Origin of the sequence: Streptomyces sp. NPDC046716, from assembly GCF_040645755.1 — a bacterium.
In the GTDB taxonomy this organism is placed as follows: domain Bacteria; phylum Actinomycetota; class Actinomycetes; order Streptomycetales; family Streptomycetaceae; genus Streptomyces.
In genome coordinates this window covers 1-23,990 of record NZ_JBEYYU010000054.1, presented here as the reverse complement: position 1 = coordinate 23,990, position 23,990 = coordinate 1, and the positions used below count along the sequence as shown (strand labels likewise).

Below are 23,990 nucleotides of genomic sequence, written 5' to 3'. Positions count from 1 at the left end.
CGCCGCGACGGTTCTTTAGACTCCTTGTCAGCAACAATTACCGCCCAGTAGCGTCGAGTTCAAGGGGGCGGGGACAGGGGACGCCCTCGTGCGGGCGGACGATCCGGTTCCGCCTGGACAGGACGTGATCCGTCGGATGGGATGGGGGCGTGGCCGCCGAAACGCCGACCGACGACTCCCTCCACACCTTCGAGGAGCACCGACCCGTCCTCATGGGCGTGGCCTACCGCATGCTGGGCCGCGTCGCCGACGCCGAGGACGTCGTGCAGGACGCCTGGCTGCGCTGGTCGCGCGCCGACCGGAGCGAGGTCCGCGAACCGCGCGGGTACTTGGTGCGCGTCACCACCCGCCTCGCCGTCGACCGGCTCCGCGAGGCACAGGCGCGTCGCGAGTCCTACGTGGGCCCCTGGCTGCCCGAACCCCTGGTCACCGACTTCGGGCCGACCGTGCCCGACACCGCCGAGCAGGCCGTGCTCGCCGACTCCGTCTCCTTCGCCGTGCTCGTCGTCCTGGAGTCGCTCTCGCCGCTGGAGCGCGCGGTGTTCGTGCTGCGCGAGGCGTTCGGGCTGCCCTTCGCCGAGATCGCCGCCGTGCTGGAGCGCGGAGAGAGCGCGGTGCGCCAACTCGCCGCCCGCGCGCGCAAGCACGTCGAGGAGCGGCGCCCCCGGTTCGACGTCGACCCGGCCCAGCAGCGCGATCTCACCGAGCGGTTCCTCGCCGCGGCCGCCGGGGGCGACCTGGACGGCCTGATGGCCTTGCTCGCCCCCGACGTCCGGCTCGTGGGCGACAGCGGCGGAAAGTCCAAGGCGCCGCTGCGCGTCATCGATTCCGCCGACAAGGTGGGGCGGTTCCTGCGCGGCGCCGCGACCAAGGACGCACACCTCGGCTTCGAGTTCCGCTTCGCCGAGGTCAACGGCGCGCCCGCGCTCCTCGCCTTCGTCGACGGCAAGCCCGACGCGTTCTTCCAACTGGGCGTCTCCGGAGGCCGGATCCAGCACATCTACATCGTGCGGAACCCGGACAAACTGCAAGCTCTGCTCTAGGCGGGCCGTCGCGTCGGGCCTCTTTCCGGCCGCTTCTTGAGCGACTTCTCATGCGACGTTCAGCCACGCCTCACGAACGCGGTGTGAACACCGTGCGGCGCTCCATGAATGCTCTGCGGCACGACGCCTGTGTGCGCTGTAGCCGATCGATGATTGGTCTTGACCAAGTCCGGGGGCGGCCCTACGCTCGCAGAGATAGTGCAGGAACCTTTAATAAACAAGGGCGCTAAAAAGCCGCCGGAACACGGCTGTTGCGGAGGACAGGGTGGGGACCACGCAGTTGGAAGCGGCACCGGAGCCGAAGTACTGGCACCTCAAGACCGTGCTCAGCGAGGCGCTCGACTCGGAGTTCGCCGTGGGGGAGATCCTGCCGAACGAGCGTGATCTCGCGGCTCGCTTCGGCGTCGCCCGGGCCACGCTCCGCCAGGCGCTGGAGCAGCTCGAGCTGGAGGGCCGGCTGCAGCGCCGCCGCGGTGTCGGCACGACCGTCGCACCGCCGCGCGTCGGGGTGGACGTCTCCGCCACCGGCCACGACCGGCCGGGCGCGAGCGGCGACGCCTGGCAAGCCGTCGATTGTGTCTTCGACGTGGCCCCGGCCGTCGTCGCCGACATGCTGGAGACCGCTCCGGACGAGAGCGTGCACGTACTGCGCCGCACGCGCGTCTCGCACGGTCAGCCCGTCGCCGCCGAGATGCTCTACGTTCCCGCGGCGTCGGTGCCCGATCTGTCGGCCATAGACGCCCCGTCCGGCGCCGCCCGCGCGCGTGCCGTCCTGCGGGAGCTGCAGCGCCTCGGCCTCGACGGCCAGGACCGCGCGGTCGAGCTGGGCTCGGCCCGCGCCGACGACGCCAAGGAACTGGACCGCCTCCCCGGCGCCCCCGTCCTGGTGGTGACGACCCGCTACTTCAGCGAGGGCACCACGGCGGCCGTCTCCATGGCCACGTACCGAGCGGACACCTGCCGCCTGACGTTCGGCGACACCCCCGACGTAGAAATCCACCACGCCCCCCACACCCAGGCGTCCTGACCCCGCCGTTCGCGAGAAACCGCCCGTGTGAAGCGCCCCGCCAGGGGTGCGGGGAACTGCGTGCTCAGCCCCGGCCGGGGGCGCTCTCGCGACGATCCCTGGCGGGGCACGACGAGCACACGCCCCGCCAGGGGCGCGAGGAACTGCGCGCCCAGCCACGTACACAGCGCGCTCGCGACGACCCCTGAAGCGGCACGACGGCCAGGCGCCCCCTCAGGGGCGCGGGGAACTGCGCGCCCAGCCCCGGCCGGGCCCCATCACCGCCGAGCGGTAACAGTCCCCTCGGTAGCGAACAGCTGCTCCTCGACATGGTCCAGCGCCAAGCGCAACGCACCGGTCGCCACAGCCGCCTCCCCCAACAACGACAGCGCCACCCGAGGCGGCCGCAGGCAGTACCGCTCCAACTCCCGCCGCAACGGATCGAGCACCCCGTCGAGCCCGGCGGCCCACCCGCCGACCACCACCAGCTCCGGATCGAGCGCGAGCACCAGCGCGGCGACATCGTGCACCAGCCGCTGAATGAACCGCTCCATGGCGGCGCCGGCCTGCGCGTCGCCTTCCCGGGCCAGCGCGAACACCTTCGCCACGGCCTGCTCGTCCAGCGGGTGCAACGGCTCGTCGGTGGTCGACAGCAGCGTCTCCGGCCGCACCCCGCGCCCCAGCAGGTGCAGCGCCCCGATCTCCCCGGCGGCACCCCCGTACCCCCGGTGCAGCCGCCCGCCGATCAGCGAACCGGCCCCCGGGCTGAGCCCGGCCATGACGAACACCATGTCGTCCGAGTCGACGCCGGCACCCTTCCAGTGCTCGGCCACGGCCGCGGTGTTGGCGTCGTTCTCCACGATGACGGGGCACTTGAAGGAGCGGCGCAGACGCTCGCCCAGCGGCAGCCCCGTCCACCCCGGCAGCGCCGTACCGAGCCGGACGGTGCCGTCGGCCTCCACGATCCCGGGACTGCCCACACCGACCGCCCGCAGCGACCCACGGGCGACCCCGGCCCGCCGCAGCAGATCGGCGACGGTCCCGCGCAGCCGCTCGATGCGCTCCTCCGCGGAGGCGGCCTCGTCGACGTCCTTGGCGGCCGTGCCGATGATCCTGCCGTCGAGCGCGGACAGCACCGCGGCGACCCGGTGCGGGCCGATCTCCAGACCGAGCAGATGCCCCGCCTCGGCCCGGAAGCGGAACTTCCGCGCGGGCCGTCCCTGACGCCGTGCGCCCGGCTCCTCGACCGCCGTCTCCACGACGAGCCCGGCCCCGATGAGATCCTCGACCACGCCCTCGACGGTCGGCCGTGACAGCCCCGTCACCCGGGTGATCTCGGTGAGCGTCGCGAAATCCGTGGCCCGCAGCGCGTGCAGCACCACCGCGGAGTTGATCCGCCTGAGCAGAGAAGGATCCCCGCCGGTCAGCAGCCCCAACGTCAGTCCTCCCAGCTAGTGCGCGTGTCCGCCGGATGCTACTCGTCGAGACGGGCAGCGGCGAGAGCCGGGTGCACTTCTGTGGTGGCGGGTGCTCAGCCGGGCGCCGGGCGAAACGGACGGACCGGGCGTCAGCCCGGCGCGACGAAACCGGATTCGTACGCGGCGATCACCGCCTGGGTGCGATCGCGCGCCCCCAGCTTGGCCAGCACCGCGCTCACGTGGGATTTGACCGTCTCGGTGCCGACGACGAGATCCGTGGCGATCTCCGCGTTCGACAGCCCGCGCGCCATCAGCCGCAGCACCGCCGACTCCCGCTCGGTGAGCGCCGCGCGCGCCATGGCGGCCCGTGCCCCCGGATTCCCGTACTCGGCGGCCAGCCGACGCACCGCGGCCGGGAAGAGGAGGGAGTCCCCGTCCGCGACGAGCCGCACGGCGTGCACGATCTCGGCGGGCCGCGCCCGCTTCAGCAGAAACCCGTCGGCGCCCGCGCGCAGCGCCCCGTACACGTACTCGTCGTTCTCGAAGGTCGTGATGACGAGGACCTTCGGCGGGTCCGGCACCGCGCGCAGCACCGCGCGGGTGGCCTCGATCCCGTCGAGCAGCGGCATCCGGACATCCATGGCGACCACGTCCGGCCGCAGCTCGCGCACCAGGGGCACCACGGCCGCGCCGTCCGCGGCCTCGCCCACCACCGTGATGTCGGGCTGCGCTTCGAGTACGGCGCGCAGACCCGCGCGGACCAGGGGCTCGTCGTCGACGAGGAGAACAGTGAGCGGCACGGCGTCAGACTAGGTCACCCCACGGGCAGTTCGACGTGCACCTGCCACTCGTCGCCGAGGGGCCCGGTGCGGGCCCGTCCGCCGAGCAGCGCCGCCCGCTCCCGTACCCCGCGCAGCCCGCTTCCCGTACCGCCGTCGCCGGACGCACCTGCCGCGGGCAGCGGATTGCGGACCTCCAGGACGAGGTGCCGGTCCGCGACGTGGAGGGCCACGGTGACCGGGACGGTTCCGCAGTGCCGCAGGACGTTCGTGAGCGCTTCCTGAAGGATGCGGTAGCCCTCGCGGGACACCGGACCCGGCACCGTCTCCAGCGGCCCGTCCACCGCCACCTCCACCGCGGCTCCCGAGGCCCGCGCCGAGTCGAGCAGCCGGTCCGCCTCCTGGAGCGTCGGGCGGCTGCCGGCCGGCCGCTCCGCCTCGCGCAGCACCCGCAGGACCCGTTCCAGATCCTCCAGGGCGGCGCGGCCGGTCTCCTCGATGGCGTCCAGCGCCCGCTCGGTGAACGCCGGGTCGCCCGCCGCCCGCGCCGCACCGGCCTGCACCACCGCCACCGTCAGGGCGTGCCCGATGGAGTCGTGCAGCTCGCGCGCGATGCGATTGCGCTCCAGCAGTTGCTCGGTGCGCTCCTCCAGGGTGGCGAGCCGCTCCGCGGCCGACGGGCCGAGCAGCCGCAGCGACGCCCGCGTGAGCACCCACCCGACACCCGCCACCAGATACACCAGGGCGAGCAGGGGCAACGGGACGAGCAGCGCGCACGCCGGGCCCGCGTCCGGCGCGGGCAGCACCGACAGGCTGCCGGCCGGGTGTCCCGCGGCGGCCCCGATCAACTCGAGGGACAACGCCATCAGTTGCCCGGTGGCGAGGGCCACGGACAGTCCCAGGAACAGCCGCAGCACCAGCCAGACGGCAGTCCGTCCACGGTCCTGCCAGGACGCCGACGGCGCGACCGAGATCCCGCTCTCCGCGCCGTCGCCCGCCACGCGCGCGTGCCTGCCCGGGAAGAGCATCAGCCGCGCCTGCAGGCCCTCCGCGCGCCGGGCCGCCGGAACCAGGGCGAACACCACGAGGATCGGCAGGGGAACCGCGTAGATGATCAGCCAGTCGCGCAGGCTCGGCGAGGAGAGACCGGGAAAGACCATGCCGCACACGAACGCGAACGCCGCCGCGCACAGCAGATGGAGCCAGCGGGTGTAAGTGACCGCGCGTATCAGCGGTCCCGGGAAGCGGCGCATGCGGTCATCGTGTCAGCCGGGCCGCTTCGCGCGGCTCCCCCGGGCGGGGGAGAAGAGCCCCACCGGCGGGGGAGGACCCGACCCCGGTCCGTCCACCAGGCTGGCGTCATGACCAGCATCGACGTCCAGGACCTCACCAAGGAGTACGGCACGACCCGCGCGGTGGACCGGCTGACCTTCCGCGTCGAGCCGGGCCGCGTCACCGGATTCCTCGGCCCGAACGGCGCCGGGAAGTCCACCACCCTGCGGCTCGCCCTCGGCCTCGCCCGCCCCACCTCGGGGACGGTGCTCATCGGCGGCCGCCCCTACGCGGCGCACGACGCACCGCTGCGCCACGTGGGCGCGCTGCTCGACCCGCAGGCCGCCCACGGCGCCCGGACCGCGCGGGACCACCTGCTGGCGCTCGCCGTCAGCAACGGCCTTCCCGTGCGCCGCGTCGACGACGTGCTCGAACAGGCGGGTATCGCCGCCGTGGCGAAGCGCCGCGTGAAGACCTTCTCGCTCGGCATGCGGCAGCGGCTCGGCATCGCGGCCGCACTGCTCGGCGATCCCGAGGTGGTGCTCCTCGACGAACCGTCCAACGGACTCGACCCCGAAGGCATCGTCTGGATCCGGGAGTTGCTGCGCGACCTCGCGCGCGAGGGACGCACGGTACTGGTCTCCAGCCACCTCATGAACGAGACCGCCACCTTCGCCGACCACCTCGTCGTCCTGGGCCGCGGCCGGCTGCTCGCCGATACGCCCATGCCCGACTTCATCGCCGCCCACAGCGCCCGCCGGGCCCGGGTGCGCAGCACGGACCCGGCGCGGCTGCGCGCCGTGCTCACGCGTGCCGGCCACACCGTCACACTCGCCGACGACGGCCGCTGCACGGTCGACGGAGCCCTCGCCGCGGAGGTCGGCGCCCTCGCCGCCGCCGACGGCATCCCCGTCCTCGAACTCACCGACGAGCAGGTCTCGTTGGAACAGGCCTATCTCACCCTCACCGCAGGCGACGCCGAGTTCGCCGCGGCGCCCTTCCAGGAGGCGTGACCATGTCCAGTACCTCTGTAGCGCACACCCCTGTACCGCACACCCCTGTACCGCTCACCGCCGTGCTGCACTCCGAGTGGATCAAGATCAGGTCGCTGCGCGGCAGCCTCGGCTCGCTGATCGCCGTGTTCGCCGCCACCGTCGGCGTCACGGTCCTGGTCTTCGCCACCGTCGGCCGGTCCGAGGTCGAGAGCGGTGACGACCTCCTCCTCGGTGCCTTCTACGCCCTCAACTTCGGCCAGATCGCCGCCGTCGCCTTCGGCGCCACCGCCGTCTCCTGCGAGTTCCTGAACGGAGCGCTGCGCGTCTCCCTCGCCGCCGTCCCGCGCCGGGACCTCTTCTACGCGGCGAAGACCGCGGTCGTCGGCGGCTGCGCGTTCGCCGTCGGTACGGTCACCACCTGCACGGCGTTCGTCGCCGGACAGGCCTTCATGGGAGACGACGCGCTGAGCCTCGGCGATCCGGGGGCGGTGCGGGCCTGCCTCGGGGGCGGTGTGTATCTCGCGCTGATGGCGCTGTTCGCGGCGGGCCTGACCGCCGTGCTGCGCAGCGCCGCGGCGGTGCTCGGCATCCTCGTACCGTTCCTGCTGATCGTGCCGTTCGTGATCGGCGACGTGGCGGGCTCGGCCGCCGACTACCTGCCCGACCGGGCCGGCCAACAGGTCCTCCGCCAGGACGCCGTGGGCTCCCTGGGTCCCTGGACGGGGCTCGCGGTGACCGCGCTGTGGGCCGCCGCGGCCGTCCTCGCCGGGTGGTGGAGCGTGCGCCGCAGGGACGCCTGACGCGCGGCCGGTCCGTTGTCGGTGGTGGGCGCTTTACTGGAACGGTGAACCTCGCGGAGCAGTGCGCGATCATCGACCAGCTGTGGGCGGCTCCCTTCCCGGACGACCACGGCAGATCCGGCGCGGGCTTCGCCGGACCCGGCTACGCGGTGGCGGAGCTGACCCGGCGCGACGGGGTCCGCGAGGAGGCCGAGGACCGGGCGGAGACGGACCGCGACGACCTGTCGGCGCTGCTCGCGCAGGGCTGGGGAGCGCCGTACCGGTTCAGCCTGTGGAGCGTGCACACCCGTGCGCTGGAGCAGGGCGCGGTGGTGCCCGAGCCCTGGGGCTGGCTCAGCGCCTGCGCCCAGGAACTGCACGCGTGGTGCGTCGGCGAGCGGTGGGTGGCCCTCGCCGTGGCCCACCAGGGAGACGACCAGCCCTACCAACTCCTGGCCGTCGTCACCGATGTGGCGCCGCCCTAGGGCCTGTCTTCACACTCCCCTCTGCCCCGCGACGCCTGGCACACGCTCTCGCCGCACCGGGCACCAGGCCGAGTAGGTTCAGTACGAGGCCCTGCACCCGGCACAGGCCGAGAGCACGTACCAGACGCCGCAGGGCCGCCCTCCGGGCGACGAGGGGAGTGTGAAGACAGGCCCTAGCGGCACCGAAGGGAGTCACCACAGGCGGGAGTCGCCGGACCGGGGACGCGCGGGAGGAACTCCCGTGCCACCATGGCATCTTGATCACCAGCGGCACCCCTCATCACCACCGCACGCGGCACCCCGGCAGGACCGCGGGAACGGAGAGCACATGAGCGACGACAGCGCGCAGCAGCAAGGGATCGAGCAGCGGATCTCCGCCCACATCGCGCACAACGCCCGTGTGTGGAACTACTGGCTGGGCGGCAAGGACCACTACGAGGTGGACGAGCAGGTCGGCGACATGGTCACGTCCATGTACCCGAGCATCGGCGAGGTCGCCCGCGCCGACCGCGCCTTCCTCGGCCGCGCCGTCACGTTCCTCGCCGGCGAGGCGGGCGTCCGGCAGTACCTCGACGTCGGCACGGGCCTGCCGACCGTGGAGAACACGCACGAGGTCGCCCAGCGCATCGCCCCCGACTCCCGAGTGGTCTACGTGGACAACGACCCGATCGTGCTCACCCACGCCCGCGCGCTGCTGACCAGCTCCGCGCAGGGCGCCACCAGCTATGTCGACGCCGACGCCCACGACCCGCAGGCGATCATCGAGGCCGCGCAGGGGACCCTCGACTTCGACGAGCCGGTGGCGATCATGCTGCTCGGCATCCTGAACTTCGTCCTCGACACCGAGAAGGCGACGTCCATCGTGCGCGACCTCGTCGCAGCCGTCCCCTCCGGCAGCTACCTGGTCCTCACCCACCCCACCCTGGAGCTGGGCGGGGAGGGCAACGAGGCGGCGATGAAGTTCTGGAACGAGAACGCGACGCCGCCGATCACCGCCCGCACCGGCGCCGAGGTGAGCGCGTTCCTCGACGGCCTGGACCTGGTCGAGCCCGGCCTCGTCTCCTGCGCGCGCTGGCGCACCGAGGGCACCGAAGAGGGGCCGCTGGTCGCCCAGTTCGGGGTGGTGGCACGCAAGCCGTAGCGCTACGACGACGGCGCCGCGCCGGCGGAGGCCTCCCGCAGCCGCGCGTACTCCTCCGCCATCGTCGCCGCCGTCCAATGCGCGTTCAGCCCACTGGGGTTGGGCAGGGCCCACACCCGCGCCCCGCCGATCACGCGCTCCTGCGGCCCGATCCTCGCCCTGGGCTCGCCGAAGGCGGACCGGTACGCGGTCACGCCCACCACCGCGAGCCATTCGGGCCGCAGCCGCGCGACCTTCTCCGCCAGGAGACGGCCGCCCTCCCGGTACTCCTCGGCGCTCAGCTCGTCCGCGCGTGCCGTGGCCCGTGCCACGACGTTCGTGATGCCGAGCCCGTACCCGAGCAGCTCGTCCTGCTCGGCCGGCTTCAGCAGCCGCGGCGTGAAGCCGGACAGGTGCAGCACCGGCCAGAAGCGGTTGCCGGGACGGGCGAAGTGCTGTCCGGTCGCCGCCGTCATCAGGCCGGGATTGATCCCGCAGAACAGCACGCGAAGGCCGCTCGCGACGACGTCCGGAACCGGACGGTCGCGAGCGGCCTCCAGGTCCGCCGCGGTGAACCGCGTCAGAGGATCGCCCCCGGCGTGTAGCCGGCGGCGTCCGGGTGCTGCTTCACGATCTCCTCGATCCGGCCGACGACCTGGCCGACCTGACCGGCGGCGGCGCCCGTGAACGACAGCTTGTCCGCCATCAGCTCGTCGAGCCCGGCACGGTCCAGCGGGATGCGGGAGTCGGCGGCCAGCTTGTCGAGCAGTTCGTTGCGCTCGGCGCCCTGCTCGCGCATGGCGAGAGCGGAGGCGACGGCGTTCTCCTTGATGGCCTCGTGGGCCTCCTCGCGGCCGACGCCCGCGCGCACCGACGCCATGAGCACCTTGGTCGTGGCGAGGAACGGCAGGTAGCGGTCCAGCTCACGGGCGACGACGGCCGGGAACGCGCCGAACTCGTCGAGCACCGTCAGGAACGTCTCCAGCAGACCGTCGAGCGCGAAGAACGCGTCCGGCAGCGCGACCCGGCGCACCACCGAGCAGGACACGTCGCCCTCGTTCCACTGGTCGCCCGCCAGCTCGCCGGTCATCGACGCGTAGCCGCGCAGGATCACCATGAGGCCGTTGACGCGCTCGCAGGAGCGGGTGTTCATCTTGTGCGGCATCGCGGACGAGCCGACCTGGCCCGGCTTGAAGCCCTCGGTGACCAGCTCGTGCCCGGCCATCAGGCGGATCGTCTTGGCCAGCGAGGAGGGCGCCGCGGCGAGCTGCACGAGCGAGGTCACGACCTCGTAGTCGAGCGAGCGCGGGTAGACCTGGCCGACGGAGGTGAACGCCTGGGAGAAGCCCAGGTGGACGGCGATCCGCTGCTCCAGGTCCGCCAGCTTGTCGGCGTCGCCGCCGAGCAGGTCGAGCATGTCCTGCGCGGTGCCGACCGGGCCCTTGATGCCGCGCAGCGGGTAGCGGTTCAGCAGCTCCTCGACCCGGCCGTACGCGACGAGCAGCTCGTCGGCGGCGGTCGCGAAGCGCTTGCCGAGGGTGGTGGCCTGCGCGGCGACGTTGTGCGAGCGGCCCGCCATGACCAGCTCGCCGTACTCGCCGGCCAGCTTGCCCAGGCGCGCCAGGACGGCGACGGAGCGGTCGCGGATCAGCTCCAGGGAGAGCCGGATCTGCAGCTGCTCGACGTTCTCCGTCAGGTCGCGGGACGTCATGCCCTTGTGGACCTGCTCGTGCCCGGCGAGCGCGTTGAACTCCTCGATGCGGGCCTTCACATCGTGCCGCGTGACCTTCTCGCGCTCGGCGATCGAGGCCAGGTCCACCTGGTCGAGCACCCGCTCGTAGTCGGCGATCGCGGCGTCCGGCACCTCGATCCCGAGGTCCTTCTGGGCCTTGAGCACGGCGAGCCAGAGCTTGCGCTCCAGCTTCACCTTCTCCTCGGGGGACCAGAGGACGGCGAGGTCGACGGAGGCGTAGCGTCCGGCGAGAACGTTCGGGATACGGGGCTTTGCAGGCGCAGTCACGTGTACGGAGTTTACCGGGCGTCCCTACAGGCTCCGAACCGTCCATCGAATGTAGGAACGTACAGGTCACAGGCCCGGGGCCGGGGATCCGGAGCGCTCGGACCCACTTCCGCCCAAGTGGGTTCCCGGGACGGTGCGATGTGGCAGTATCCGCTGGCATGTCACCGTCATTGTGGTGTTCGCCCAGGTCCGGTGGTCGGCTGTTCGTCGTGCTGCTCATGCTGGTGACGGCACTGGGCGGCAGCATGAGTGACGCGGGCGTGGCGTCCGGGCAGGGACGGTCCACCACCGCCGCGACGCCCGATCGCGCCCGCTACGACGTGGATCTGCGCTCCGACGCCGACGGCGCCCACTGGACGGGACGGCAGCGGGTGTCGTTCCGCAACGGGTCCGATCGGCCTCTGCGCGAGGTGTACCTCCGCCTGTGGGGCAACGGCGAGGACCGGTGCGGTACGCCCGCCGCGCCCTCTCCCGTCACCGTGACGACGATGCGCGGCGGCACCCCGGACCCCCTCTCCGTGAACTGCACGGCCCTGCGGGTCGCACTGCCGAAGCCGCTCGCGCGCGACCAGCGGACGTCCATCGCCTTCGACGTCTCCATCACCGTGCCCGACCGCACCGCCCGCTTCGGCCACGACGGCGCCTCCCGCTTCCTCGGCAACGCGCTGCCGGTGCTCGCCGTGCACGACGCGAAGGGGTGGCACCTCGATCCCTACGTGTCGGCCGGCGAGAGCTTCTACGCCCTGGCCGCCGACTTCCGGGTCCGGCTCGACCACCCGTCGTCCCTGAAGGTGCCGACGACCGGCCGCACCGGGACGCTGCCCGGACGGGCCGGCCGCACGGTCACGGTCGGCGTCGCGGAGCGGGTGCGGGACTTCGCCTGGGCGGCGGGCCGGTTCCGCACGGCGACCGACACCACGCCCGGAGGCGTGCTCGTGAAGTCGTACTGGGCGCCCGACACCCCTGCCGCGGGCGTGCGCGGCAACCGTGCGGACGCGGTCGCCGCGCTCGACCGGTTCGGCCGGGAGTTCGGCCGCTACCCGTACGGCGAGATCGACCTCGTGATGACCAGCCGGTTCGGCGGCGGCATGGAGTATCCCGGCCTCGTCGTCCTCGGCACCACCGAGGAAGGCGGCGCCGCCGTCCACGAGGTGGCGCACCAGTGGTGGTACGGCATCGTCGGCAACGACGAGTACTCCGCACCGTGGCTGGACGAGAGTTTCGCGCAGTACGCCAACGGCCGCTTCTACGGCTGGGACACCCGGGACTGCTGGTCGGACGTTCAGTGGCCCGACGCCGGTGCCGCGCTGACCGGCTCCATGGCCTACTGGTCGCAGCACCCCGGCACCTACCACCTGGTCTACACGGCCGGGCCCTGCGCCCTGGCCGATCTGGAACGCGAACTCGGCTCCGGCACCATGGCCCGGCTGCTCAAGCGGTACGCCCGGGACCACTGGTACGGCGTCTCCACCACCGCCGACTTCCGGCGGGCCGCCCAGTCCCTGACGGACAAGGACCTCGCCCCCTTCTGGAAGGCCCACCGCATCAGGTGACGGGGCCCGGCGTCCGGGGTCAGGACTCCGCTCGTCGCCAGCCCGTCACGGGGCCGGGGTCGGCGGGGTCCGCCGGGGTGATCCAGAAGGCCCTGCCCAGCTCGGCGCTGTACTGGGCGCCCGTCCTGCCGTCCCCCGACGACCTGCCCGTCAGCCGCCGCCCGATCCACGGGACCAGGTGCTGCCTGGCGAAGCGGGCGTCGCTGACCCGGCGCGTCGCCCAGGTCGCCCTGACCGCGGGCGGCAGCGGCGCGCCCCAGTCGTCCCCGGGCTCGTACCCGAGTGTCTGCCAGACCGCCTCGGCGACCCGGCGGTGGCCCTCCGCCGTCAGATGCAGCCGGTCGACGTCCCACAGCCGCTGATCACCGAGGGCGCCGGACCCGTACAGGTCGACGACGACGGCACCGTGCCGGGCCGCGAGGTCGTCGATGCACGTGAACAGCTCCTCCATGCGGGGCCGGAACCGCTCCATGACCGGGCCGTTGCGGCCGGGGCTGCGCATCAGGACCAGTTGCCCGCAGGAGGGCGCGAGCTTCTCGACGGCCTCGGTGAGCAGATCGCGGACCCGGACCATGTCGACCTTGGGGCGCAGGGTGTCGTTGAGGCCGCCGACGAGCGTGATGACGTCGGGTTTCAGGGCGGCGGCGACGTCGACCTGCTCGTCGACGATCTGGCGGATGAGCTTGCCGCGCACCGCCAGGTTCGCGTAGCGGAAGCCGGGGGCCTCGGCCGCCATCCGTTCGGCCAGCAGGTCGGCCCAGCCGCGGTAGGAGCCGTCGGGCAGCAGGTCCGACATGCCCTCGGTGAAGGAGTCGCCGACCGCGACAAGACTGGTGTATTTGGCATTCATCTGCATGGCGCCAGTGATGTTATCCCGGCCTCCCCGGCCGCGCGCGCCGCAGGTCTGGGCAGCGGGAGGCAGCCGCGGTATGCCGGGAACACCGGGGCACCCGAGCACCGGGACCCGGGGTCGGGGAAGAGAACGGGGGAGAGTGGCATGGGTATGAGCAGCATGTGGACGGTGAGCTTCTGGAAGGCCACCGCCGAGCGCGCCGTCAGGACCTTCGCGCAGTCCCTGGCGGCCGTCCTGGTCGCCGGGGCGACCAATCTGCTGGACGTCGACTGGCTGGCGGCCCTCGGCACCGCGGGCCTGGCCACGGTGCTCGCGGTGCTCACCGCGGTCGGCACCGCGGGCGTCGGCCCGCACGGTCCCGGGGTGCTGGAGACCCCCACGCCGGAGCCGGCGGGACGGCGCGCGGACTGAGCCCGCGACGCCGCTCCCTCACCACACGCTCAGGCGGTCTGGCCGAACAGCTCGCGCAGCAGGTCCTCCATGGTGACCAGACCCGCGAGCCGGCCGTCCGCGCCGAGCACCGCCGCGACATGCGTCCGGCTGCGCCGCATCGCGGTCAGCACGTCGTCCAGCGGCGTCGCCTCGCGCACCCGCGCGATGGACCGCATGTCCGGAACCCGGAACGGGAGATCGCGCGGCATCGCGTCCAGCGCGTCCTTCACATGGAGGTAACCGACGATGCGCCGGCTCTCGTCCACGACGGGGAACCGCGAGAACCCGGACTCGGCGGACAGCTGCTCCAACTGCTCCGGGGTGACGCCCACGCGCGCGTAGACGACCTTCTCCAGCGGGAGCACGACGTCCTTGACCGGGCGGCGCCCCAGCTCCAGGGCGTCGCGCAGCCGCTCCTGCGCGCGGTCGTCGATCAGGCCGGCCTCCGAGGAGTCCCGGACCAGCCGGGCCAGCTCACTGTCCGAGAACGTCGCCGCGACCTCGTCCTTCGTCTCCACGCGCAGCAGCTTCAGCAGCGCGTTCGCGAAGGCGTTGACGGCGAAGATCACCGGGCGCAGGGCGCGCGCGAGGGCGACCAGCGGCGGGCCGAGCAGCAGCGCGGAGCGCACCGGCTCGGCGAGCGAGATGTTCTTCGGCACCATCTCGCCGAGCAGCATGTGCAGGTAGGTCGCCACGACCAGCGCGAGCACGAACGCGATCGGGTGGACCAGGCCGTGCGGCACACCGACGGCGTCGAAGACCGGCTCCACGAGATGCGCGATGGCCGGTTCGGCGACGATGCCGAGCACCAGGGTGCACAGCGTGATGCCGAGCTGGGCCGCGGCCAGCAGCGCCGACACGTGCTCCAGACCCCACAGGACGCTGCGCGCCCGGCGGTCCCCCTCTTCGGCATGGGGCTCGATCTGGCTGCGGCGTACGGAGATCAGCGCGAACTCGGCGCCGACGAAGAAGGCGTTGACGACGAGGGTCGCCAGACCGATCAGGAGCTGGATCGCGGTCATCGGGCGTCCTCCCGCACGGCGTCGGTGGCGAGCGGGGCGTGCAGCAGCACGCGGGCGGCACGGTGTCCGTGCGCGTCTACGACGTCGAGCCGCCACCCGGCGACCTCGACACTGTCGCCGATGTCGGGGATGCGGCCCAGCTCGGTGGCGACGAGCCCCGCCAGGGTCTCGTAGGGGCCGTCGGGCGCGCGCAGTCCGACGCGGGCGAGCTGGTCGGTGCGGGCGGCGCCGTCGGCCGAGTACACGGTCCGGCCCTCGGCGTCCGCGCCGGCGGCCGCGATGTCGGGCGTCTCGTGCGGGTCGTGCTCGTCCCGCACCTCGCCGACGACCTCTTCGACGATGTCCTCCAGCGTGGCCACACCGGCCGTGCCGCCGTACTCGTCGATGACCACGGCCATGGTGCGCTTGCCGGACAGCCGGTCGAGGAGCTGGTCGACGGAGAGCGTCTCGGGCACCAGGAGCGGTTCGCGCAGCAGCTCGGACACGCCCTTGCGGGCGCGCTGCCCGGCGGGCACCGCGAGAACGTCCTTGATGTGGACGATGCCGACGACGGTGTCGAGGTTGCCGCGGAAGACGGGGAAGCGGGACAGCCCGGTCGCGCGGGTCGCGTTCGCCACGTCCTCGCAGGTGGCCTGCACGTCGAGGGCGACGACCTGGACGCGCGGCGTCATCACGTTCTCCGCGGTCAGGTCGGCCAGGTTCAGGGTGCGCACGAACAGCTCGGCGGTGTCCGCCTCCAGCGCGCCCTCCTTCGCGGAGTGGCGGGCCAGGGCCATCAGCTCCTGCGGACCGCGCGCGGAGGCCAGCTCCTCGGTCGGCTCGATGCCGAAGCGGCGCACGAGCCGGTTCGCGGTGTTGTTGAGGTGCGTGATGAACGGCCGGAAGACCGCGCTGAACCAGCGCTGCGGCGTCGCCACCCGCTTGGCGACCGCCAGCGGGGACGAGATGGCCCAGTTCTTCGGCACCAGTTCACCGACGACCATCAGGAACACGGTCGACAGCGCGGTGCCCAGCACCAGCGCCACCGACGACGACGCGCTCTTCGGGATGCCGACGGCTTCGAGGGGCCCCGCGATGAGCTTGGCGATGGACGGCTCGGCGAGCATGCCGACGACCAGGTTGGTGACGGTGATGCCGAGCTGGGCGCCCGAGAGCTGGAAGGTGAGGTTGCGCGCGGCCTTCAGGGCGCCGGCGGCACCGCGCTCGCCCCGCTCGACGGCGTCCTCGAGGTCGCCGCGCTCGACGGTGGTGAGCGAGAACTCCGCGGCCACGAAGGCGCCACAGATCAGCGAGAGCAGGACTGCCACGGCGAGCAGGAGCACTTCGGTCGTCATCGGGTCGTCACCTCCGTCCCATGATCGGCCAGGGACGGCTGCGGCGCGCGGTCTCGGGGACCGTGCAGGGGAAGGGACCGGGTACTGGGAGGCTCGCCCATGGGCGGACGCTCACACCTTTCGAGGGAGATCTTGGTGTGCCTCGCAGAGCGCGAGGCACATGCCCATGGTAAAGGACCGGCAAAGCGACGGTCCGCCCCCGCTCCGGCTACCGCTCGGTCAGCGGCTTGACCCACCGCGTCCACTGCGGCTCGGGCGCGTAGCCGGCGGCCTGCCACGCGTGGTGCGCCTGGTCGTTGCGGTCCAGGACCATCGCGTCGCCGCGCCGCCCGCCGAGCGCGAGGAACCGCTCCTCGGCCGCCGCGAGCAGCGCCGATCCGATGCCCTGCCGGCGTGCGTCGGGGTGGACGGCGAGCCGGTACAGATGGCAGCGCCAGCCGTCGAATCCGGCGATCACCGTCCCCACCAGCTCTCCGTCCCGCTCGGCGAGCAGCAGCGCCTCGTGGTCGCGGGCGACCAGGCGCTCCACGCCCGCCCGGTCGTCACTGATGCTGGTGCCCTCTGCGGCCGTCTTCCAGAAGGCGAGCACGGCGTCGAGGTCGGTGGGGGCGGCGGACCGGATTCGGAGATCGTTCATGGCGCGTAGGCAATCAGGCGGGGCCGTGTGCCGCAATGGTTTTCAGGGGCCGGTGACCGACCGTCCCGCCCACGGCGGCGCCGGTTCCGACAGCGCCGCGAGCCGGTCCCGCAGCGCGTCGGGGAAGGGGACCGCCCGGCCCGCCTTCTGATCGACGTACAGGGCGAGCAGCTCGATGGTGGCGACGGCGTCCGGACCGCCCGCGAACATCTCGTGCGCGAACCGGACCTTCTTCCCGGCCGCCCCGAGCACCCGCGTCCGTACCGTGAGCGCGGTGCCCTCGGGCACGTCCCGCAGGTAGCGGACGTGGGACTCGACCGTGTACATCGAACAGCCGGTCCGCTCGCGGTACGCGGCGTCGACGCCCGTACGGTCCATGAGCGCGTCGGTCGCGAACCCGAAGACCAGGACGTAGAACGCCTCGCTCATGTGGCCGTTGTAGTCGATCCACTCCGGCCGCACGGTCTCGTGGAACAGGGGGAGGCCGCTCACGCGTCACCGGTCCCGGGCAGTCGGCCGGTGGCGCGCAGGACGGCGATGACACCTCGGTCGCGCTCGCCGACCAGGTCGGCGACGGTGCGCCCGCCTGCGGCGTCTTCGCAGCCGGAGACCACGGCGTCGTACAGCTCCTTGTCGAGGTCCGGGGCCTCGAGCCGGGTCCACGGGGACTTCAGGGACGGCCCGAAGTGGTCGAGCATGTGGGCCATGCCGCCCTCGCCGCCCGCCAGGGCGAACGTGAGCATCGGCCCCATGACCGCCCAGCGCAGCCCCGGCCCCTCGGTGATGGACCGGTCGATGTCGGCGACCGTCGCCTCGCCGTTCGCCACCATGTGCAGGGCCTCGCGCCACAGGGCCTCCTGGAGGCGGTTGGCGATGAAGCCGGGGACCTCCCGGTCCATGGTGATCACGGACTTGCCCGCGCTCTCGTAGAAGCGGGACAGCCAGCTCACGGCGTCCGCGTCGGTGTGCTCACCGCCCGCCACCTCGACGAGCGGTATGAGGTAGGGCGGATTGAAGGGATGCCCGACGACGAGACGGCCCGGAGCGGCCGCCGTCGTCTGCATGTCCGTCATCGGATAGCCGGAGGTGGAGGAGGCGATGACGACTCCGGCGGGGGTCGCGGCGTCCAGCTTCGCGAGCAGCTCGCGCTTCAGCTCCAGCTTCTCGGGCGCGCTCTCCTGCACGAACTCGGCGTCCGCGACGGCCTCTTCGAGGGTGGCGGTGACGGTCAGCCGGTCCGGCGACGCGCCGGGAGCGAGTCCCAGCTGCTCCAGGGCGGGCCAGGCCGCGTCGACCAGGCGGCGCAGCCGGGCCTCGGCGTCCGGCGCCGGATCCCACGCGGTGACGTCGTAGCCGCGGCCGAGGAAATGGGCGACCCAGCCGCCGCCGATCACTCCGGCGCCTACGCAGGCGACCCGGCGCACGGTCTCGGGGGAGGTCCTCTTCGGGATGTTCACGGAAGGCTCCTTGGGATGGGCGGTGCTCAACTGCGGGGCTTGAGGCCCAGCTTGAGGCGGGCCTCGTCGGGCGTGGCGACCCGGGCGCCCATCGCCTCGACGAGCGTCACGGCGCGCTCCACCAGTTGGGCGTTGGTGGCCTTGACGCCCTTGCCGAGATAGAGGTTGTCCTCCAGGCCGACGCGGACGTGCCCGCCGAGCAGGACGGACTGCGCCACCCACGGCATCTGCATCCGGCCGAGCGCGAAACTGGCCCACTGCGCGCCCTCGGGCAGCATGTTGACCATCGACTGGAGCACCCCGGGATCGGCGGGCGCGCCCCACGGGACGCCCATGCAGAGCTGGAAGACGGTCGGGTCGTCGAGCAGCCCCTCGGCGAGCAACTGCTTGGCGAACCAGAGGTGTCCGGTGTCGAAGATCTCCAACTCGGGGCGCACGCCCAGTTCCTGGATGCGCTTGGCACCGGCCCGCAGCATGTCGGGCGTGGAGATGTAGAGGTTCGAGCCGTCGCCGAAGTTCAGCGATCCGCAGTCCAGGGTGCAGATGTCCGGCAGCAGTTGCTCGACGTGCGGCAGCCGCTCCAGGCCGCCGACGAGATCGGTGCCGGGAAGGTGCCGCAGCGGCTCGTCGGGGTCGACGACCAGGTCGCCGCCCATGCCGGCGGTGAGGTTGATGACGACGTCGGTGCCGGTCTCCTTGATGCGCTCGACGACCTCGCGGTACAGCCGCGGATCGCGCGACGGCGCGCCGGTCTCCGGATCGCGTACGTGGATGTGGACCGCGGCGGCACCGGCCTCGGCGGCCTGCACCGCGGAGGCGGCGATCTGCTCGGGGGTGACGGGGACGTGGGGGCTCTTGCGCACGGTGTCACCGGCGCCGGTGAGGGCGCAGGTGATGATGACGTCCTGGTTCATGGGTCGCGTCGGTTCCTCTCGGGAGGGAGGCGGGCGGGCGACGGAAAGAGGTTCGCCGCTCAGGGGGTTCGCCGGAAAAGGCGGCGGGCGGCTCGGGGTCGGGACGTCACGACCGTAACCGCGGACCGGCGCCCATCTCAAGTCCCGTGTTTCATGATGCGAGCGACCGTCGCACGAAATGAACGCCGGGACATGCCTCCGAGATGGGTGTCAGAGCGTCTCCGTGGCCCGCGCGATCTCCTCCGCCGCGGCCCGCGCGAGCGGCCCGAGGGTCTCGAACCGCGACTCCGGCACCCGGTCGTGCGGACCCCAGATGCTGACCACCGCGAACGGCCGGCCCCGGCTGCCGAGCACCGGCGCGGAGACCCCGTACAGGCTGCGTTCCATCTCGCCCACGCAGACGCTGTAGCCGCGCTCCCGGGTCCGCTCCAGATCGGCCCGCAGCCGTCGCCGGTCGGTGATCGTCGTGTCCGTGTACGCCTCCAGCGCGTCGCCGAGCAGGGCGTCCCCCTCCTCCTCGGGCAGCCAGGCCAGCAGGGCCTTGCCGGTGGACGTGGCGTGCAGCGGCACCTGCCGGCCGAGCCACTTGGCGCTGAGCACCACCGGCGGCGTCACCTCGTCGACATAGGTGAGCCCGAGCTGCTGCACCACCGCGAGGTCGGCCGTCTCGCCGGTCTGCTCGCTGACCCGGCGCAGCGTGCCGTGCGCGCGCCGGATCAGCCCGTCGTACCCGGCGACCGACGCCATCCGGGCCACCTCGAAGCCGATCGTGTAGCGGTGGGTGACCGGGCTCCGCTCCACCAGGCCGAACTGCTCCATGGTCGAAAGGAGCCGCCAGGCCGTCGCCCGGTTCAGCGCGCAGCGGGCGGCGAGATTCGTGGCGGTGTCGCCGTCCGGCGCGCTGTCCGCCGTCGCCCGCAGCAAGGTGATCGCGCGCTCCAGGGACTGGACCTTGCCCGAAGGGCTCGCACCCTCGCTGACCTGGGCGGATTCACTGTCGTCCGTGCTGTGCCGTGTGTTCGGCATAGGTATCTGTCCCTCGGCTCTCTCGCCCGGATATTCATGCGGGGGAATACAAGTGTTCAACGTGGGCAGGAGCGCAGGCGCACGGCCTGCGACCTGGATCTTCCTCACTTGACCTCCCTCACGGCCGTACCTATGTTCTCAGCATCCGAGCGGCGATCGCGCCATGTGAACGTCACGCACGTCTTGTGATCTGGAGGCGAGGCCCCACCATGTCCGACAGTGTTTCTCCGCCCGGCGACGATTCCCGGGTCAGGTCCCGCGGGCTGAGCCGCCGCGGCGTGCTGCGCGGCGGCGCCCTGCTCGCCGGCACCGTCCCGGCCGCGGGCCTGCTGAGCGCCTGCTCGCGGCCCAGCGTCGCCGCCTCGAACGGGAAGCCCCAGCGCGGCGGCGTGCTGCGCGTCGGCGTCAGCGGCGGCAGCGCCAAGGACAGCCTCGACCCGCACAGCCCGCTGACCTACCCCGACCAGTCGCGCGTCGTGAACCTCTTCGAGCCGCTCTTCACGCACGACGCCGAGTACCGCATCAAGCCGCTGCTCGCCGAGTCCCTCGAATCGTCGAAGGACGGCAAGACCTGGGTGGTGAAGCTGCGCAAGGGGATCGAGTTCCACAACGGCAAGACGCTCGATGCCAACGATGTCATCGCGACCCTGCGCCGCGTCGTCGACCCCAAGGCGCCCACCGCCGGCGCCGGCAGCCTCGCGATGCTCGACGCGAAGGGCCTGAAGCGGGAGAACGCCACCACGGTGCGGATCCCGCTGAAGACCCCGTACGCCCTGTTCGAGGATTTGCTCGCCCAGTACACGCTCGGCGTCATCCCCGAGGACTTCGACCTCAAGCGCCCCGTCGGCACCGGGCCGTTCACGTACCAGTCCTTCAAGCCCGGCGACCGGTCCACCTTCAAGCGGTTCGCCGACTACTGGCGGCGGCCCGCGTACCTCGACGAGATCGTCATCCTCGACTTCGCCGACGACACCGCGAAGATCAACGCACTGCTGAGCAGACAGCTCGACGCCATCGACAACCTGCCGCCCGCCTACATCGACATGATCAAGAACCAGGGCGGGCAGGTGCTGATCTCGAAGACCGGCTCCTGGAACCCCATCACGATGCGCGTCGACACCGCCCCCTTCGACGACGTCCGGGTCCGCCAGGCCCTCCGGCTCATCGTCGACCGGCCGCAGATGGTCGACCAGGCGCTCGGCGGCCAGGGCCGCGTCGGCAACGACATGTACGCGCCGCTCGACGTCGCCTACGCGAGTCAACTGCCCCAGCGCCACCAGGACCTGGGCCGCGCGAGGTCGCTCCTCAAGGCCGCCGGGCACGAGAACCTCAGCGTGGAGCTCGTCACCTCCTCCGGCATCGGCGCCGGCTCCATCGAGGCGGCCCAGCTCTTCGCGCAGCAGGCCAAGGGCGCCGGCGTCAAGGTCGACGTCCGCATCACCGACGCCGCGACCTTCTACGGCGACCGCTACCTCAGCTGGCCGCTCGCCCAGGACTACTGGATCACCCGGAACTACGTCCCGCAGGTGGACTCCGGCTCCCTGAAGTCCTCCCCGTACAACGAAACCCACTGGAACGATCCGGAGTTCAACAGCCTCATGGCCCGGGCCAGAAGCGAATTCGACGCCGACAAACGCAAGGAACTGCTCCAGGCCGCCCAGAAGATCGAGTACGACCGCGGCGGGCACATCGTCTGGGGGTTCAAGAACCAGGTGGACGCCTACGCGGCCAACGTCACCGGCTTCACCCCGAACGCCAACCTCCCCCTCTCCAACTACGAGTTCCGCAATGTCTCGATCAGCGACTGAGGCGGCGGCGGTCCCCGCGGCGGACGGGTCCATCCACCGCGACGACGCCCCCAGCCCCATACGCACCTGGACCCTGTGGACGCTGCGCCGCGTCGGCATGGCGGTACTCACCCTCTGGCTGATCTCCCTGCTGGTGTTCACCGCCACGCACCTGCTCGGCGACCCGGCCGAGGCCATCCTCGGCCGCTCGGCCACCCCCGAACGCCTGGCCGCGCTCCGCTCCGAGCTCGGCCTCGACCAGTCGGCCGTGCACCAGTACTTCTCCTGGCTCGGCGGAGTGCTCACCGGCGACTTCGGCACCTCCCTCGCCACCAAGGGACCGGTCTCCGCCCTCATCGGCGGGAAGATCCTCAACAGCGCCGTACTCGTCGCCCTGTCGGCCGTCGTCATCGCCCCGCTGTCGGCGCTCGTCGCCCTCTACTCGGCCCGCCGCCGCGACACCGCCGTCGACCACGTCATCCAGGTCGCGCTGCTCGGCACCGCCGCGCTCCCCGAGTTCGTGATCGGCATCCTCCTCGTCACCCTCTTCTCCACGGTCGTCTTCACCTGGCTGCCGTCCGTGGCGGTCTCCTGGGCCGGCAGCCCCTGGACCGACCCCGTCGTCATGATCCTGCCGGTGGCGACCCTCACCCTGGCGGTCGTCCCGTACGTCGCCAGGATCCTGCGCGCCAGCCTCATCGAGGTCCTGGAGAGCGACTACGTCGAGATGGCCCGGCTCAAGGGAGTCCCCGAGCGCCGCGCCGTCGCCCGGCACGCCCTCGGCAACGCCGTCGTCCCCGCCATCCAGGTCATGGCGCTGCAACTCGCCTGGCTCGCCGGGGGAGTCGTCGTGGTGGAGAGCCTGTTCCTCTACCCCGGCATCGGCACCGCCCTGGTCGACGCCGTACGCAACCGCGACGTCCCGGTGATCCAGGCACTCGCCCTGCTGATCGCCGCCGTCTACGTCGTCGTGAACCTGATCGCCGACGTCCTGACCATCCTCGTGACACCCAAACTCCGGACGGGGGTGCGGTGATGGCCACCGCCGTTCTCGACACCAACACCGAGCCGACCGGGGCGGACCCCGCGGCCCGCAAGTTCCGGTTGCGCGGCGCGCTCGCCTCCGGCCGCACCTGGGTCGGCCTCGTGCTCACCGTCGTCATCGTGGGCATCGCCTTCCTCGGCCCGCTGTTCTCCCCGCACGGCGAGAACGACATCGTCGGCGCCCCCTACTCGGACGCCGCGCCCGGCGCGCTGCTCGGCACCGACTATCTCGGCCAGGACGTGTGGAGCCGGCTCCTCGCGGGCGGCAACTGGGTCGTCGTCACCGCCGTCTCCGCCACCGTCCTCGGCATGGTGCTCGGCGTCGCCGCCGGACTCGTCGCCGGATACGCGCGCGGCTGGCTCGACGAGGTCATCATGCGGATCTGCGACGTGATCCTCGCCTTCCCCCAGATCGTCCTGGTCCTGGTGCTGCTTTCGGTGGCCGGACCCAAGCGCTGGCTGGTCGTCCTCGTCGTCGGCGTCTCGCACGCGCCGCGCGTCGCCCGCCTCACCCGGGGCATGACGACCGGCCTCGCGACCCGTGAGTTCGTCCAGTCCGCCGAGGCGCTCGGCGAGAAGCGCACCCGGATCCTCTTCCGCGAGTTGCTGCCGAACATGTCGGCCCCGCTCCTCGCCGAACTCGGCCTGCGGCTCACCTACTCGGTCGGCCTGGTCGCCTCCATCGGCTTCCTCGGCTTCGCCTCCGATCCCAGCGCCGCCGACTGGGGCCTGATGATCAACGAGAACCGGCTGGCCCTCGCCGTCCAGCCGTGGGCGATCCTGGCGCCCGTCGTCGCCATCGCCGTGCTCGCCCTGGGCACGAACCTGATCGCCGACGGCATCGCCCGCGCGGCGGCCGGGTCCGACAAGGGGGCCGGGGCGTGAGGGGGACCGTGGCCGGGTGCGGCCCGGTGTGGCTTCTCGCGCAGTTCCCCGCGCCCCTGAAGCATGCGCTGCGCGCAGCTTCCCCTGGAGCGAGCGGAGCTCGCTTTCAGGGGGGCCGGCTGGGCCGCG

The 23,990-nt window shown here is 72.3% G+C and carries 24 protein-coding genes; 11 read left to right on the top strand and 13 right to left on the bottom strand.

Translation table 11 applies throughout. The features are described from left to right. Positions 1–149: 149 nt before the first annotated feature. Together sigJ and ABZ930_RS31640 are read left to right on the top strand one after the other, a co-directional pair. Positions 150–1,043 (top strand): RNA polymerase sigma factor SigJ, encoded by an 894-nt coding sequence (sigJ, locus tag ABZ930_RS31645; RefSeq protein WP_361555392.1) that lies wholly within the window; start codon positions 150–152, stop codon positions 1,041–1,043. A gap of 265 nt (positions 1,044–1,308) precedes the next feature. Then, positions 1,309–2,070, top strand: a complete 762-nt coding sequence (locus tag ABZ930_RS31640; protein ID WP_361555389.1) for a GntR family transcriptional regulator — start codon at positions 1,309–1,311, stop codon at positions 2,068–2,070. Positions 2,071–2,327: 257 nt separating this feature from the next. On the opposite strand, the gene ABZ930_RS31635 is transcribed toward ABZ930_RS31640, so the two are convergent. The 3 genes from ABZ930_RS31635 to ABZ930_RS31625 all read right to left on the bottom strand — a co-directional run bounded on the left by ABZ930_RS31635 (position 2,328) and on the right by ABZ930_RS31625 (position 5,499). After that, positions 2,328–3,485, bottom strand: coding sequence for an ROK family protein (locus ABZ930_RS31635; RefSeq protein WP_361555386.1), 1,158 nt, complete (start codon positions 3,483–3,485; stop codon positions 2,328–2,330). Between the two features lie 131 nt (positions 3,486–3,616). After that, complete coding sequence (locus tag ABZ930_RS31630) at positions 3,617–4,267, bottom strand: response regulator transcription factor (RefSeq protein ID WP_361555384.1); 651 nt, start codon at positions 4,265–4,267, stop codon at positions 3,617–3,619. A gap of 14 nt (positions 4,268–4,281) precedes the next feature. After that, a complete protein-coding gene (locus tag ABZ930_RS31625) occupies positions 4,282–5,499 on the bottom strand; it encodes a histidine kinase (protein ID WP_361555381.1) in 1,218 nt (405 codons plus the stop codon). 108 nt (positions 5,500–5,607) lie between these two features. Between ABZ930_RS31625 and ABZ930_RS31620 the strand changes: the two genes are divergently transcribed. From ABZ930_RS31620 to ABZ930_RS31605, 4 genes are all read left to right on the top strand, one after another. Beyond that, positions 5,608–6,531 (top strand): ATP-binding cassette domain-containing protein, encoded by a 924-nt coding sequence (locus ABZ930_RS31620; RefSeq protein WP_361555378.1) that lies wholly within the window; start codon positions 5,608–5,610, stop codon positions 6,529–6,531. Positions 6,532–6,533: 2 nt separating this feature from the next. After that, positions 6,534–7,313 (top strand): ABC transporter permease, encoded by a 780-nt coding sequence (locus ABZ930_RS31615; RefSeq protein WP_361555375.1) that lies wholly within the window; start codon positions 6,534–6,536, stop codon positions 7,311–7,313. Between the two features lie 44 nt (positions 7,314–7,357). After that, entirely contained in the window at positions 7,358–7,777 is a 420-nt protein-coding gene (locus ABZ930_RS31610; RefSeq protein WP_361555372.1) for a hypothetical protein, read from the top strand. 328 nt (positions 7,778–8,105) lie between these two features. Further along, positions 8,106–8,918, top strand: a complete 813-nt coding sequence (locus ABZ930_RS31605; protein WP_361555369.1) for an SAM-dependent methyltransferase — start codon at positions 8,106–8,108, stop codon at positions 8,916–8,918. A 2-nt stretch (positions 8,919–8,920) separates the two neighbouring features. Here ABZ930_RS31605 and mug read toward each other — a convergent pair whose 3' ends face one another. Continuing rightward, positions 8,921–9,481 (bottom strand): G/U mismatch-specific DNA glycosylase, encoded by a 561-nt coding sequence (gene mug / locus ABZ930_RS31600; RefSeq protein WP_361555473.1) that lies wholly within the window; start codon positions 9,479–9,481, stop codon positions 8,921–8,923. Beyond that, positions 9,478–10,917: an adenylosuccinate lyase gene (purB, locus tag ABZ930_RS31595; protein ID WP_361555366.1), complete on the bottom strand. Its 1,440-nt coding sequence runs from the start codon at positions 10,915–10,917 to the stop codon at positions 9,478–9,480. Before purB ends, mug begins: the two co-directional genes overlap by 4 nt. Before the next feature lie 218 nt (positions 10,918–11,135). Here purB and ABZ930_RS31590 point away from each other — a divergent pair, with 218 nt between their 5' ends. Next, a complete protein-coding gene (locus ABZ930_RS31590) occupies positions 11,136–12,470 on the top strand; it encodes a M1 family metallopeptidase (RefSeq protein ID WP_361555470.1) in 1,335 nt (444 codons plus the stop codon). A gap of 19 nt (positions 12,471–12,489) precedes the next feature. Here ABZ930_RS31590 and ABZ930_RS31585 read toward each other — a convergent pair whose 3' ends face one another. Continuing rightward, positions 12,490–13,326 carry an SGNH/GDSL hydrolase family protein gene (locus tag ABZ930_RS31585; RefSeq protein WP_361555363.1) on the bottom strand — a complete coding sequence of 279 codons (837 nt, stop codon included), beginning with the start codon at positions 13,324–13,326 and terminating at the stop codon, positions 12,490–12,492. A gap of 141 nt (positions 13,327–13,467) precedes the next feature. Between ABZ930_RS31585 and ABZ930_RS31580 the strand changes: the two genes are divergently transcribed. Then, positions 13,468–13,734, top strand: a complete 267-nt coding sequence (locus tag ABZ930_RS31580) for a holin (RefSeq protein ID WP_361555360.1) — start codon at positions 13,468–13,470, stop codon at positions 13,732–13,734. A 29-nt stretch (positions 13,735–13,763) separates the two neighbouring features. On the opposite strand, the gene ABZ930_RS31575 is transcribed toward ABZ930_RS31580, so the two are convergent. The 7 genes from ABZ930_RS31575 to ABZ930_RS31545 all read right to left on the bottom strand — a co-directional run bounded on the left by ABZ930_RS31575 (position 13,764) and on the right by ABZ930_RS31545 (position 20,145). Beyond that, positions 13,764–14,777, bottom strand: coding sequence for a hemolysin family protein (locus ABZ930_RS31575; RefSeq protein WP_361555357.1), 1,014 nt, complete (start codon positions 14,775–14,777; stop codon positions 13,764–13,766). Beyond that, positions 14,774–16,111 (bottom strand): hemolysin family protein, encoded by a 1,338-nt coding sequence (locus ABZ930_RS31570; protein ID WP_361555354.1) that lies wholly within the window; start codon positions 16,109–16,111, stop codon positions 14,774–14,776. The genes ABZ930_RS31575 and ABZ930_RS31570 overlap by 4 nt, the downstream gene beginning before the upstream one ends. 208 nt (positions 16,112–16,319) lie before the next feature. Further along, on the bottom strand, positions 16,320–16,748 hold the full coding sequence (locus ABZ930_RS31565) for a GNAT family N-acetyltransferase (RefSeq protein WP_361555351.1): 429 nt from the start codon (positions 16,746–16,748) through the stop codon (positions 16,320–16,322). Between the two features lie 42 nt (positions 16,749–16,790). Next, positions 16,791–17,240 (bottom strand): thioesterase family protein, encoded by a 450-nt coding sequence (locus ABZ930_RS31560; RefSeq protein WP_361555348.1) that lies wholly within the window; start codon positions 17,238–17,240, stop codon positions 16,791–16,793. Beyond that, positions 17,237–18,205: a 3-hydroxyacyl-CoA dehydrogenase NAD-binding domain-containing protein gene (locus tag ABZ930_RS31555; RefSeq protein ID WP_361555345.1), complete on the bottom strand. Its 969-nt coding sequence runs from the start codon at positions 18,203–18,205 to the stop codon at positions 17,237–17,239. The genes ABZ930_RS31560 and ABZ930_RS31555 overlap by 4 nt, the downstream gene beginning before the upstream one ends. 26 nt (positions 18,206–18,231) lie before the next feature. Next, positions 18,232–19,119 carry a 3-keto-5-aminohexanoate cleavage protein gene (locus tag ABZ930_RS31550; RefSeq protein WP_361555342.1) on the bottom strand — a complete coding sequence of 296 codons (888 nt, stop codon included), beginning with the start codon at positions 19,117–19,119 and terminating at the stop codon, positions 18,232–18,234. 210 nt (positions 19,120–19,329) lie between these two features. Then, the gene (locus ABZ930_RS31545) at positions 19,330–20,145 is read right to left on the bottom strand and encodes an IclR family transcriptional regulator (RefSeq protein WP_361555339.1); all 816 of its coding nucleotides are present in this window, start codon (positions 20,143–20,145) and stop codon (positions 19,330–19,332) included. Positions 20,146–20,354: 209 nt separating this feature from the next. Here ABZ930_RS31545 and ABZ930_RS31540 point away from each other — a divergent pair, with 209 nt between their 5' ends. The 3 genes from ABZ930_RS31540 to ABZ930_RS31530 are packed head-to-tail and all read left to right on the top strand — an operon-like array spanning position 20,355 to position 23,861. Further along, a complete protein-coding gene (locus tag ABZ930_RS31540; protein WP_361555336.1) occupies positions 20,355–21,953 on the top strand; it encodes an ABC transporter substrate-binding protein in 1,599 nt (532 codons plus the stop codon). Next, entirely contained in the window at positions 21,934–22,968 is a 1,035-nt protein-coding gene (locus tag ABZ930_RS31535) for an ABC transporter permease (RefSeq protein WP_361555333.1), read from the top strand. Before ABZ930_RS31540 ends, ABZ930_RS31535 begins: the two co-directional genes overlap by 20 nt. After that, the gene (locus tag ABZ930_RS31530; RefSeq protein ID WP_361555330.1) at positions 22,968–23,861 is read left to right on the top strand and encodes an ABC transporter permease; all 894 of its coding nucleotides are present in this window, start codon (positions 22,968–22,970) and stop codon (positions 23,859–23,861) included. Before ABZ930_RS31535 ends, ABZ930_RS31530 begins: the two co-directional genes overlap by 1 nt. Positions 23,862–23,990 lie beyond the last annotated feature (129 nt).